Source organism: Pseudomonas nitroreducens NBRC 12694 (genome assembly GCF_002091755.1).
In the GTDB taxonomy this organism is placed as follows: domain Bacteria; phylum Pseudomonadota; class Gammaproteobacteria; order Pseudomonadales; family Pseudomonadaceae; genus Pseudomonas; species Pseudomonas nitroreducens.
Genome location: NZ_BDAI01000001.1, coordinates 591,755 through 603,616, shown reverse-complemented (window position 1 = coordinate 603,616; position 11,862 = coordinate 591,755). Strand labels below are relative to the sequence as shown.

Here is an 11,862-nt window from a genome sequence, read left to right as displayed (position 1 = left end):
GTGCATGATGGCGCACGGCCAGTATCTTGTTGGTGCCGATATGGCCGATAGCTCTCCCGCACGACTCATTCCGAATCTGGAGCAGGCATGGCCGGTATTCTCGACACTGTCGATCAACGCACCCAACTGGTAGGCGAGAATCGCCTGGAAATCCTGGTCTTCCGCCTCGCCGGGCGGCAACAGTTCGCGATCAACGTGTTCAAGGTGCAGGAGGTGCTGCAACTGCCGCGCCTGACGCTGATCCCGCAGCGCCACCCGATGATCTGCGGGGTGATCAACCTGCGCGGCCAGACGCTGCCGGTGATCGACCTGTCGCGCGCCATCGGCATGCGCGCGCTGACCCCGGATGCCAACAGCACCATCATCGTTACCGAGTACAACCGCTCGGTGCAGGCGTTCCTGGTGGGTGGGGTGGAGCGCATCCTCAACCTCAACTGGGAATCGATCCAGCCGCCGCCCGGTGGCGCCGGCCGCCAGCATTACCTGACCGCGATCACCAAGGTGGAAGACCGCCTGGTGGAGATTATTGACGTGGAGAAGGTGCTCGCGGAGATCGTACCGATGAACACCCGTGTCTCCAGCGACCGCCTGGACGACACGCTGCTCAGCCAGACCCGAGGCCGCGAAGTGCTGGTGGTGGACGACTCCAGTGTCGCTATCTCTCAGCTGCGCGATACCCTTGGCCAGCTCGGTCTGCGCCTGCACGTGGCGACCGACGGCCTGCGCGCGCTGCAGCAGCTCAAGCGCTGGGCCGATGAAGGCCTGGACATGGAAGAGAAGCTGCTGATGATCTTCACCGACGCCGAGATGCCGGAAATGGACGGCTACCGGCTGACCACCGAGATCCGCAACGACCCGCGCCTGCGTGACCTCTACGTGGTGCTGCACACCTCGCTGTCGGGTAGCTTCAACGACGCCATGGTGAAGAAGGTCGGCTGCGACGACTTCCTCTCCAAGTTCCAGCCGGACCAGCTGGTGGAGGTGGTACGCCGCCGCCTGCAGAAAGTTCCCGCCTAGCTCCGATCTCCCTGTAGGAGCGAGGGGGACGCCTAGTTCTTGCTCGCGAACGCTCGTCGTCGGATATACCGGCATCCAGCTGTTCGCTAGCAAGCCCGCTCCTGCAGGAGAGTGCCCATTGCTAGACGCCCGTTCCACACCGTATAAGGTCGCTTTCGCCTGCCCGAAAGGAAGCCTCCGATGTACACCCTCAGCGAGCTCTACCGCTACCCGGTCAAATCCACTGCCTACGAGCCCCTGGAGTCCGTTCGCCTGGACGCCCTGGGTCTGGAAGGGGATCGACGCTGGATGGTGGTCGACTCCGCCAACGGGCGCTTCCTCACCCAGCGCCTGCTGCCGCAGATGGGCCGTATCGAGGCGCGCTGGCAGGACGAATTCCAGGCGTTGCGCCTGCGTGCACCGGGCATGGACGACCTGCTGGTGCAAGTGCCGGGACGCGATGACAACCTGCGTGGCGTGCTGATCTGGCGTGACATGCTGCAGGTGCCGGATGCCGGCGATGCCGCCGCGCAGTGGCTGAGCGCATTCCTCGAGCGTGATGTGCGCCTGGTGCAGATGCCCGAGCAGCGTGCGCGGCAGGTGGACACCGCCTACGCCGAGCCCGGCGAGCACGTGCACTTCGCCGATGGCTTCCCGCTGCTGCTGATCGGCCAGGGCTCGCTGGACGACCTGTCGACGAAGGTTGGCCGCCCGCTGGAGATGCTGCGCTTCCGCCCGAACCTGGTGGTCACTGGCGCCGAACCGTTTGCGGAAGACGGCTGGAAGCGCATCCGCATCGGCGACGTCACCTTCAAGGTGGCCAAGCCCTGCGCGCGCTGCATCCTCACCACCATCGACCCGCATACTGGCGAGCGCGACGCTGCCCGTGAACCGCTGGCCACGCTACTGGGTTATCGCAACGTTAATGGCGAGGCGCTGTTCGGCGAGAATCTGATCGCCCTGAACAGCGGGACACTGCGCGTGGGTATGGAAGTAGAAGTTCTGGAGTAGGGCGCATAGTCACATCACGCGTAGGGTTGTGCGCCTGGCCCCAGCGTGCAGGAGCGAGCTTGCTCACGAACCCGCCTGCCGCCTGTGCCGCCGGAAACTTTTCGCGAGCAAGCTAGCGCCTGCAGGTAACCGCAGGGCGAACAACTTTCACGGTTGTTCGCCGTCGGCGCCTTACAGCTTGCTGTCGACGCAACCGGTGCTCTGACACTCGCGCTCACGCTCGCGCAGCACGGCCAGGCGCTCGTTGGTCTTGTCCACGGCGCACTGCAGGTTGACGAAGTAACCGCCGTCGCGCTCGTAGCTGCACTGGGCGTCGCGGTCCTTGATCCAGGCGATCTGGCTCTTCTTCAGCGCGGCCTTCTGGCCGTCGTTGAGCATCTTGCGCAGGGTGCCGAATTCATTGTTCAGCTCGCGGTCGACCTGGGCGTACTCGGTGCTCAGGCAGTACACGCTGTCGAAGGCGTTGCGCGGCTTCTCGCAGGCGGCGAGGGCGAGGTCGGCGCTGAGCAGGCCTGCGGCAAGCATGGAAAGGGAGAGAACGGTCTTGCGCATGGAAATTTCCTTTTTTCCTTGAGGGAATGAAAACCGCCCGGCGGGTGCCGGGCGGTGGAGGGGTGTCAGAGCTCGTCGAAGAAGCGTTCGTGCCAGTCGACGATGGGTTGTGGCGCATTGAGCTTCTGTCCGTAGATCACCGCGTAGGACAGCACGTTCTGCACGTAGGAACGGGTCTCGTCGAACGGAATGGTCTCTACCCAGACGTCGAAGGCCAGGTGGCGCGCATCCTTCAGCCATTGCCTTACGCGGCCGGGGCCGGCGTTGTAGGCGGCGGTGGCGAGCACGCGGTTGCCGTTGAACTGGCCGTGAACCTGGCTCAGGTAGGCGGCGCCGAGCTGGATGTTCACATCCGGCACTATCAGTTGCTGCGGCGAGGCCAGCGGGATGCCGAACTTGCGCGAGGTTTCCTTGGCGGTGGCCGGCATCAGCTGCATCAGGCCGGTGGCGCCGACGCCAGAGCGCGCATCGGACATGAAGGCGCTTTCCTGGCGGGTGATGGCGAACACCCAGCTGGAATGCAGGCCGCGGTTGCGCGCCTCGCGCACCAGGGTGTTGCGGTAGGCCATCGGGAAACGGATATCCAGGTCGTCCCAGTACTTGGCCTGGCTGATGGCGCGAATGGCCGGGAAGTACCACTGCATGTCGTACGCGATCTTGGCCTGGGCCAGCAGCTCATCGTGGCTCAGGTGGCGGGCGGCGTGGTACCACTCGCGGCGGGCGTTGATGATCTCGCCACGGGCGTAGAATTCCAGCGCGCGGCGGGTACTCGGCGCATTGCGAACGCGTTGCATGGTGCCGGCATCCGGCGAAACCGGGCGGTTGTTCAGCTGGTACGGTGCATTGATCCGGTCGGCGGCGAGGAAGCCATAGAAGTCACGCTCGTCGGCCACCGGCTTGTACAGGCTGACGGCTTGCTTGTTCTGCGGCTGCGCCAGTTGCAGCGAGCGCGCCTGCCAGTACTTCCAGCGGTTGGTCTCGGCCAGCGACGGCGGCAGCGCGCGGGTCAGCTCGTAGGCTTCTTCCCAGCGGCCCAGGCGCAGCAGCAGGCGCAGGCGCCATTCGGTGACGGTGTCGTCGCGCAGTTGCGGGTCGTACTTGACCATCATCGGCAGGGCGCGCGGATCGTAGCGGCGCGCCAGGCTCAGGCCGATCTCGCGGGCGATGGAGACCTTCTCGTCGCTGGAGAAGGGCAGCACCGAACTGTAGTAGTCCAGCAGGGTGATGGCCTTTTCCGGGTCCTGCTTGGCCAGGCGGCGCAGACCCAGGCCGACGACGTCGGCGGTAGCATGGTCGCGGGCGCCAAAGCGGGTGGTCTGGCTCAGCTGCGCGGGGTTCTGCGCCACGTTGACCATCAGTGCGCCCTGGCTGCCGAGGGTCGGCAGGCGCTTGGAGAGCACGGTGGCGAGGCTGTAGTTGCCTTTCTCGGCGGCCAGCTTCAGGCGCTTCCAGACCTTCTCTTCGGTGAGCTGGCCATCGGCCTGCCACATGGCGAAGGTAGTGTCGCAGGCGTCGGGCTGCGGCTTGCCGACCAACCAGAGCTTCTCGGCGGTGGCATAGCCCTCGGCCTTGTTGCCATGGCCGAGCTGATACTGGCCGTAGAGACAGTCCAGTTCGGTGAAGTTCATCTTCGGGTCGTAATAGCGGACGAAGGTGTTCCAGTCGCCCTGATCGGCCAGCTGGCGCATCCAGCGCAGCTTCAACCAGTTGATCTGCGGCAGGTCGCCGTGCTGCTCGATGAAGCGCTCGATCTCGGCGTTGCTGGCGCTTTTCAGGCGGTTGGTCAGCTCGTCATAGGCCAGGTACGGCTGCAGCGGATAATCGGCCAATGCCGACTGGTAGCGGAAATACGGGCCGCTGTCATTGCGCGCCAGTGCCTTCTGCGCCTCGTCGTACATCTGGCGCTGCTGGGGCAGGGACGCTGCATTGGCTGTCGAAGCGGACAGGCTGAGGATCAGGCAGGAGAACAGTGAGAAAAGGCGACCGCGCATGGCTCTTCCGGGAAGATGATCGGTGGGCGCTGGATGGCGCGCGCCCGCTGCCCTGTAGCTTAGCCTGTTGCGCGAGGGCGGCGAAAGCGCCACCACAGATGCACCGCGCAAAGGCGGACGCCTGTCTCGCTGCGCGAGTTTGCGCGCGACCCTCTGACTTTTCCGCGCTTTCCCTTAAACTGCGCGCCCTGTTTGTGGAGATACCCAATGACCCTGCTCAAGTTCACCGACGTGTCCCTCGCCTTTGGCACCACTCCGCTGCTGGATAAGGTGTCCTGGCAGATCGCCCGGGGTGAGCGGGTGTGCGTCATTGGCCGCAACGGTACCGGCAAGTCGAGCATGCTCAAGCTGGTCAAGGGCGAGCAGAAGCCCGACGACGGCGACATCTGGCGCGCCCCGGCGCTGAAGATCGGCGAACTGCCGCAGGAGTTGCCGCGCGCCGACGACCGCACCGTCTACGACGTGGTCGCTGAAGGTCTGGCCGAGGTGGGCGAGCTGCTGGCGCGCTATCACCACCTGAGCATGCACATCGAAAGCGAAGAGGACCTGAACAAGCTGGCGCGCGTCCAGCAGGAGCTGGAGGCCCGCGACGGCTGGCGCCTGGGGCAACTGGTGGACACCACACTGACGCGCCTGCAACTGCCGGCCGACAAGACCCTCGCCGAGCTCTCCGGTGGCTGGCGCCGCCGCGTGCTGCTGGCCCAGGCGCTGGTGGCCGAGCCCGACCTGCTGCTGCTGGACGAGCCGACCAACCACCTGGACATCGGTGCCATCGCCTGGCTGGAAAATGCCCTGGCCGACTTCCCCGGCGCCGTGCTGTTCATCACCCACGACCGTGCCTTCCTGCAGGCCGTGGCCACCCGTATCCTCGAACTGGATCGCGGCCATCTGATCGACTGGAACGGCGACTACGCCAGCTTCCTCGTGCATAAAGAGCAGGAATTGGCTGCGGAAGAGGCAGCCAACGCGCTGTTCGACAAGCGCCTGGCCCAGGAGGAAGTGTGGATTCGCCAGGGCATCAAGGCCCGTCGTACCCGTAACGAGGGCCGTGTGCGAGCGCTGAAGGCGATGCGCAACGAGCGTGCCGATCGCCGTGAGCGCCAGGGCAAGGCCAGTTTCCAGCTGGAGACTGCGGAGAAGTCCGGCAAGCAGGTCATCGTCGTCGAGAACGCCGGCTTCGCCCACCCGGGCGGCCCGGCGCTGATTCGTGATTTCTCCCTGGTGCTGCAGCGCGGTGACCGCATCGGCCTGCTGGGCGCCAACGGCACCGGCAAGACCACCCTGCTCAAGCTGCTGCTGGGCGACCTGCAGCCGACTTCCGGCAGCGTCAAGGAAGGCACCCGACTGGAAGTGGCTTATTTCGACCAGTTGCGTCACCAGCTGGAGCCGGAAAAGACCGTTATCGACAACATTGCCGAAGGTCGCGAATTCATCACGATCAACGGGCAGAATCGCCACGTTCTCAGCTACCTGGGCGACTTCCTGTTCTCCCCCCAGCGCGCCCGCACTCCGGTGAAGGCGCTCTCCGGAGGCGAGCGGGCACGCCTGTTGCTGGCGAAGCTGTTCAGCAAGCCGGCCAACCTGCTGGTGCTGGACGAACCGACCAACGACCTGGACGTGGAAACCCTGGAGCTGCTCGAAGAAGTGCTGCTGACCTTCGACGGCACCGTACTGATGGTCAGCCACGACCGAGCCTTCCTCGACAATGTGGTCACCAGCACCCTGGTGTTCGAAGGTGAAGGTCGTGTGCGCGAATTCGTCGGCGGCTACCAGGACTGGCTGCGCCAGGGCGGTTCGCCCAAGTTGCTCGGTGTAGGTGAAGAGAAGGGTGACAAGCCCGCTGCTGCCCCCGTTGCCGAGCAGCCGGTGGCAGTCAGTGCGCCGGCGGAAGCCGCGCCGAAGAAGAAACTCAGTTACAAATTGCAGCGCGAGCTGGAAGCCATCCCCGGGCAGATCGAGGCCCTGGAAAGCGAGATGGCAGCGTTGCAGGAAGAAACCGCGTCGCCGGATTTCTACCAGCGCCCGCAGGGCGAAACCCAGGCCGCCCTGGCGCGCCTGAGCTCCCTGCAGGAAGAGCTGGACCGGCTGATCGAGCGCTGGGCCGAACTGGAAGAATAATCCGGTCGGTCCGGCGATGTGCCCGTGCATATCGCTGATCAAAGACTGCTAGGAATGGCCGAATGGCAATCGAGTACCGCATCACCCTGGATGATGAGCACGAGTTCAGTTACCGCATCGAGCTGGAGCGCCAGTACGATCCGCAGATAGCCGCCCAGGCGCCGCGCTGGACGCGCCTGGAGAACAACCGCTGTAGCAATTGCCCGCTGAGCACGGCGCAATACAGCCACTGCCCGGCGGCGGTGGATCTGCACCGGGTGATCGAGGACTTTCGTGGTTTGCCGGCTTTCAAGAAGGTCTCGGTGCAGGTCCGTACGCCCGAGCGGGAATACATCAAGCATGCGGGGCTGGAAGAGGGACTGCGTGCACTGCTGGGGGTGATCATGGCCACCAGCGCCTGTCCGCTGCTGGGCCGACTCAAGCCCATGGCGCAGCAGCACCTTCCGTTCGCCAGCAACCAGGAGTTCATCCTGCGCGCAGTGTCGCTCTACCTGATGCGGCAGTACTTCAACTTCCGCGAAGGGCGGCATGCGGATTGGGAGCTGAAGGGGCTGGTTAAGCAGTTCCAGCAGTTGCAGCTGGTCAACCAGGCGTTCTGGCAGCGCATCCACGAGACCTGCGAAGGCGACTCGAACCTGAAGGCATTCCTCAGCTTCTTCTCCATGGCGTCGAGCATGAGCTATTCGCTCGAGGCACAGTTGCAGAAGGTGCGACCACTGCTGATGAGCGGGGACATGCTCGGGGCTTGAAACGAAGCGGGCCCCGCAGGGCCCGCTGTCTCACCTTGAGCTGGTTCAGCTGGTTTTCTGCAGGCGCACGGCGAGAACGTCGCAGGGCGCACCGTGCAGCACGTCGTTGGCGGTAGAGCCCAGCAGCAGGGCTAGACCGTGGCGGCCGTGGCTGCCGACGACGATCAGGTCGCAGTCCTGTTCATCGGCAAGGCGGTGGATTTCCTGGCGTGGCTGGCCGTAGACCAGGTGGCACTGGGAACTGGTGATTTCGGCGTAGGTCAGGGTGAACTGGTGCAGGCGCTCCTTGGCCTGGTCGAACTGTTGCTGTTGCAGCATCGACAGGTCCATCGGCACGTCGCCACCGAAGGCCATGGCCATGGGCTCGACCACATGCACCGCCGAGAGCCGGGCATCATTGGCCTTGGCCAGCGCGACCGCCCGTTTCATCACCGGGTCGCATTCTTCGGTAAGGTCGACGGCGACCAGAATGTGTTGGTAGGGCATGAGCGTCTCCTCCGGGGGACTCGATAATTATCAGTATGGCCCTAACGGCCGTGCTTGACCTGTTTGACCGGTATACCCGATATGACCACGTGGATGGTAATTCTTCTTATCGCATTGGTGCTCAGCCCCCTGACCTGGCTGATTCCTTCGCGCGGCCAGCGCGGGCAGATGGACTTGCGCCTGCAGGCGCGGCGCCTGGGCCTGGCCATGCAGATGGCGCAGCAGGACTGGCCGCACTGGCTGGAACGGCAGCCGCCGCGCCAGTGCGCCCAGTACCACCGCGCGCGCGGCAGGAACCGCGATGTCTGGTGCTACTGGCAGAGCGAGCCGGGTGTCTGGCTGGACCGCTGGCGCGAGGCGAGCGCCCCGGTCGAGCTGGCCCAGGCGCTGGCCAGCCTGCCGAAGGATGTCTACATGGTCGAGGCCACGCCCCAGTTCCTGGCGTTGTACTGGGGCGAGCGGGGCGACAGCAGCGATCTTGAGCGTGTCGCGACCTTCCTCAGGCAGCATGCCTGATTCGATCAGCTCTGCTGCGCGGCATAAAGGCCGGAGACCTTCTCCAGGTCTTCAATGATGCGGTCGGAGTACTTGTTGATCAGGAACGGCACGCTGTTCTGGTTGTAGTTCTGCAGCGATTTTTCGATGTAGCGCCACTTGATCGCCACGCCGCGCAGCTCCTGGCCGATCTCCGGCGTGGTCTGCGGCGCCTGCTGCAGCTTCACCAGGTTGATCGCGAAGCGGTTGGCGAGGTCGTCCAGCGGGCGTTCCTCGCCGCCGCCGAAGAAGCTGGCGCCCACCGAGGCATTGCGTGAGGCGTAGTCCACCGCGATGTCCTGCATCAGCAGGCTCTGCTCACGGGTCTGCTGGGTCAGCGGCGGGACCTTGTTGCCGCTTTCTTCCTGGATCTTCGCGTAGAGCTGCTCGGCGGTGTCCAGCAGCTTGCGGTTCTGTGCGGCGAGGTCGGCCACCGGTTGCAGGTCGGTGTAGCCGCTCTTGTCCAGTGCGCCGGTGAGGGTGTGCAACTGAGCCGCGTAGGCTTTCCATTCATCCTGCAGCTCGCTTCTGAGCTTCTTCGATTCGTTGCCGGGCATTTCCCCCAGCTTGCCCAGAGCGTCAGTCGCGCTCTGCGACGAGGCGTCGACCATCTTGGCGTACTTCTGGTCGCCTTCCATCGCGTTGAACATGAAGAAATCGCCGAGGCTGCGCTGGGCGGCCAAGCGCGTCTGGTGGATGTTGAGCAGGTCGCTGGCGGTATCGGCGGCAGCGATGAGGGGCAGGGCGGTGAGCGCGAGCGCGGACAGCAGACGCACGAGCGGACGGCTGGACATCGTTCCAACTCCTTGGAGCCATGGGCTTCTTGTTGTTTTGTTTTGCACAGGTTCCAGGCGTCCGCCGGTGTTGGCAGGAGGCAGATCGCCATTGCGCCCGACTCTAGCGCGGGCCATGGGGTTTGAACAGTGGCTGTCGGAACGGTGGTGCCAGGTTGCGATTGTCATGATAGGCGTGATGAATGGGGTATCAGGACTGCGCTGAATGCTCCGGCCCAGACGCCCCGGCCGCTTTGCGACTGTTACGTCTCGCCGATTGACAAGCATTGGCTTTTGCTAGAAGGTGGGCGCACCCAAATCAAACGGGCGTATGAATCGAGCGTTTGCCCTGCGCAGTGACTCGATCAGAACGCCCCGGCTATCGCGTCGGCGGGTGTGCCGCAAGCTTTGGGACTATCCTCGGCGACTGCCGGGCCGTCCCGATACACGGTGTCCGACGTGTGATTTCAAGCTTCCCTAGCGTGGAGATCAGTTGATGATTTACCAAGGTAAAGCCATCACGGTTAAGGCTCTTGAGAGCGGCATCGTCGAACTGAATTTCGACCTCAAGGGCGAGTCCGTCAACAAGTTCAACCGACTCACCCTTAATGAACTGCGCCAAGCAGTCGATACCATCAAGGCCGATGCGTCCGTCAAGGGCGTGATCGTGACCAGCGGCAAAGGCGTGTTCATCGTCGGCGCCGACATCACCGAGTTCGTCGACAACTTCAAGCTGCCTGACGAAGAGCTGCTGGCCGGCAACCTCGAAGCCAACAAGATCTTCAGCGACTTCGAAGACCTCAACGTTCCGACCGTAGCCGCGATCAACGGCATCGCCCTGGGCGGCGGTCTGGAAATGTGCCTGGCGGCCGACTTCCGTGTCATGAGCGCCACCGCCAAGGTCGGCCTGCCGGAAGTGAAACTGGGTATCTACCCGGGCTTCGGCGGCACCGTTCGCCTGCCGCGCATCATCGGCTGCGACAACGCGGTCGAGTGGATTGCCTCGGGCAAGGAAAACAAGGCTGAAGACGCGCTGAAAGTCGGCGCCGTCGATGCCGTCGTGGCTCCCGAGCAGCTGCAAGCCGCCGCTCTGGACCTGGTCAAGCGCGCCATCGCCGGCGAGCTGGACCACAAGGCCCGCCGTCAGCCGAAGCTGGAAAAGCTCAAGCTGAACGCCATCGAGCAGATGATGGCCTTCGAGACCGCCAAGGGCTTCGTTGCTGGCCAGGCCGGCCCGAACTACCCGGCTCCGGTCGAAGCGATCAAGTCGATCCAGAAAGCCGCCAACTTCGGTCGTGACAAGGCGCTGGAAATCGAAGCCCAGGGCTTCGTGAAGCTGGCCAAGACTTCGGTTGCGCAGAGCCTGATCGGCCTGTTCCTGAACGACCAGGATCTGAAGAAGAAGGCCAAGCAGTACGACGAGATCGCCAAGGACGTGAAACTGGCCGCCGTACTGGGCGCCGGCATCATGGGCGGCGGCATCGCCTACCAGTCTGCTTCCAAGGGCACTCCGATCCTGATGAAGGATATCCGCGAAGAGGGTATCCAGATGGGGCTGAACGAGGCCTCGAAGCTGCTGGGCAAGCGCGTCGAGAAAGGCCGCATGACCCCGGCGAAAATGGCCGAGGCACTGAACGCCATTCGCCCGACCATGTCCTACGGCGACTTCGGCAACGTCGACATCGTCGTCGAAGCCGTGGTCGAGAATCCGAAGGTCAAGCAGATCGTTCTGGCTGAAGTTGAAGGCGTAGTGAAGGAAGACGCGATCCTCGCGTCGAACACCTCCACCATCTCCATCAACCTGCTGGCCAAGGCGCTCAAGCGTCCGGAAAACTTTGTCGGCATGCACTTCTTCAACCCGGTGCACATGATGCCGCTGGTAGAAGTCATCCGTGGCGAGAAGTCCAGCGACGTCGCCGTCGCCACCACCGTGGCCTACGCCAAGAAGATGGGCAAGAACCCCATCGTGGTGAATGACTGCCCCGGCTTCCTGGTCAACCGCGTGCTGTTCCCGTACTTCGGCGGCTTCTCCAAGCTGCTGGGCTTCGGTGTGGACTTCGTGCGCATCGACAAGATCATGGAGAAGTTCGGCTGGCCCATGGGCCCGGCCTATCTGTCCGACGTGGTCGGCATCGACACCGGCCACCATGGCCGTGACGTGATGGCTGAAGGCTTCCCGGACCGCATGGCCGTGGAAGGCAAGACCGCCGTCGACGTGATGTACGACGCCAACCGTCTGGGCCAGAAGAACGGCAAGGGCTTCTACGCCTACGAGACCGACAAGCGCGGCAAGCCGAAGAAAGTCACCGACCCGCAGGCTTATGAGCTGCTGAAGTCCATCGTCACCGAACAGCGCGAGCTGAGCGACGAGGACATCATCAACTACATGATGATCCCGCTGTGCCTGGAAACCGTGCGCTGCCTGGAAGACGGCATCGTCGAGACCGCTGCCGAGGCCGACATGGGCCTGATCTACGGCATCGGCTTCCCTCCCTTCCGTGGCGGTGCCCTGCGTTACATCGACTCCATAGGCGTGGCCGAATTCGTCGCACTGGCCGACAAATACGCCGACCTGGGTGCGCTGTACCACCCGACCGCGAAGCTGCGTGAAATGGCCAAGAACGGCCAGAAGTTCTTCGGTTGAGTGCGCAA

At 63.9% G+C, this 11,862-nt stretch carries 10 protein-coding genes; 6 read left to right on the top strand and 4 right to left on the bottom strand.

The features are described 5' to 3' along the window. Positions 1-87 precede the first annotated feature (87 nt). Complete coding sequence (locus PNI01S_RS02815) at positions 88-1,017, top strand: chemotaxis protein CheV (RefSeq protein ID WP_024766843.1); 930 nt, start codon at positions 88-90, stop codon at positions 1,015-1,017. 180 nt (positions 1,018-1,197) lie between these two features. Then, positions 1,198-2,007, top strand: a complete 810-nt coding sequence (locus PNI01S_RS02810; protein WP_024766844.1) for an MOSC domain-containing protein — start codon at positions 1,198-1,200, stop codon at positions 2,005-2,007. Between the two features lie 171 nt (positions 2,008-2,178). On the opposite strand, the gene PNI01S_RS02805 is transcribed toward PNI01S_RS02810, so the two are convergent. Beyond that, complete coding sequence (locus tag PNI01S_RS02805; RefSeq protein WP_024766845.1) at positions 2,179-2,559, bottom strand: lysozyme inhibitor LprI family protein; 381 nt, start codon at positions 2,557-2,559, stop codon at positions 2,179-2,181. A 65-nt stretch (positions 2,560-2,624) separates the two neighbouring features. Further along, a complete protein-coding gene (locus PNI01S_RS02800) occupies positions 2,625-4,550 on the bottom strand; it encodes a transglycosylase SLT domain-containing protein (protein ID WP_024766846.1) in 1,926 nt (641 codons plus the stop codon). Between the two features lie 207 nt (positions 4,551-4,757). On the opposite strand from PNI01S_RS02800, the gene PNI01S_RS02795 reads away from it, so the two are divergent. Both PNI01S_RS02795 and PNI01S_RS02790 read left to right on the top strand, forming a co-directional pair. Next, positions 4,758-6,668: an ATP-binding cassette domain-containing protein gene (locus tag PNI01S_RS02795; protein WP_084357388.1), complete on the top strand. Its 1,911-nt coding sequence runs from the start codon at positions 4,758-4,760 to the stop codon at positions 6,666-6,668. Between the two features lie 62 nt (positions 6,669-6,730). Continuing rightward, positions 6,731-7,417 carry a DUF6901 family protein gene (locus PNI01S_RS02790; RefSeq protein WP_024766848.1) on the top strand — a complete coding sequence of 229 codons (687 nt, stop codon included), beginning with the start codon at positions 6,731-6,733 and terminating at the stop codon, positions 7,415-7,417. A gap of 45 nt (positions 7,418-7,462) precedes the next feature. On the opposite strand, the gene PNI01S_RS02785 is transcribed toward PNI01S_RS02790, so the two are convergent. After that, entirely contained in the window at positions 7,463-7,903 is a 441-nt protein-coding gene (locus PNI01S_RS02785; RefSeq protein WP_024766849.1) for a universal stress protein, read from the bottom strand. Positions 7,904-7,984: 81 nt separating this feature from the next. On the opposite strand from PNI01S_RS02785, the gene PNI01S_RS02780 reads away from it, so the two are divergent. Further along, positions 7,985-8,419, top strand: coding sequence for a hypothetical protein (locus tag PNI01S_RS02780; protein ID WP_065084885.1), 435 nt, complete (start codon positions 7,985-7,987; stop codon positions 8,417-8,419). Between the two features lie 5 nt (positions 8,420-8,424). On the opposite strand, the gene PNI01S_RS02775 is transcribed toward PNI01S_RS02780, so the two are convergent. Continuing rightward, entirely contained in the window at positions 8,425-9,231 is an 807-nt protein-coding gene (locus tag PNI01S_RS02775; RefSeq protein ID WP_084357387.1) for a hypothetical protein, read from the bottom strand. 475 nt (positions 9,232-9,706) lie between these two features. Here PNI01S_RS02775 and fadB point away from each other — a divergent pair, with 475 nt between their 5' ends. Then, positions 9,707-11,854, top strand: coding sequence for a fatty acid oxidation complex subunit alpha FadB (fadB, locus tag PNI01S_RS02770; RefSeq protein WP_024766852.1), 2,148 nt, complete (start codon positions 9,707-9,709; stop codon positions 11,852-11,854). Positions 11,855-11,862: the final 8 nt, after the last annotated feature.

Coding starts and splice junctions, on each gene's coding strand:
- PNI01S_RS02780 (WP_065084885.1), top strand. CDS start 7,985: ATGACCACGTGGATGGTAATTCTTCTTATCGCATTGGTGCTCAGCCCC.
- fadB (WP_024766852.1), top strand. CDS start 9,707: ATGATTTACCAAGGTAAAGCCATCACGGTTAAGGCTCTTGAGAGCGGC.
- PNI01S_RS02775 (WP_084357387.1), bottom strand. CDS start 9,231: ATGTCCAGCCGTCCGCTCGTGCGTCTGCTGTCCGCGCTCGCGCTCACC.
- PNI01S_RS02815 (WP_024766843.1), top strand. CDS start 88: ATGGCCGGTATTCTCGACACTGTCGATCAACGCACCCAACTGGTAGGC.
- PNI01S_RS02795 (WP_084357388.1), top strand. CDS start 4,758: ATGACCCTGCTCAAGTTCACCGACGTGTCCCTCGCCTTTGGCACCACT.
- PNI01S_RS02810 (WP_024766844.1), top strand. CDS start 1,198: ATGTACACCCTCAGCGAGCTCTACCGCTACCCGGTCAAATCCACTGCC.
- PNI01S_RS02800 (WP_024766846.1), bottom strand. CDS start 4,550: ATGCGCGGTCGCCTTTTCTCACTGTTCTCCTGCCTGATCCTCAGCCTG.
- PNI01S_RS02790 (WP_024766848.1), top strand. CDS start 6,731: ATGGCAATCGAGTACCGCATCACCCTGGATGATGAGCACGAGTTCAGT.
- PNI01S_RS02785 (WP_024766849.1), bottom strand. CDS start 7,903: ATGCCCTACCAACACATTCTGGTCGCCGTCGACCTTACCGAAGAATGC.
- PNI01S_RS02805 (WP_024766845.1), bottom strand. CDS start 2,559: ATGCGCAAGACCGTTCTCTCCCTTTCCATGCTTGCCGCAGGCCTGCTC.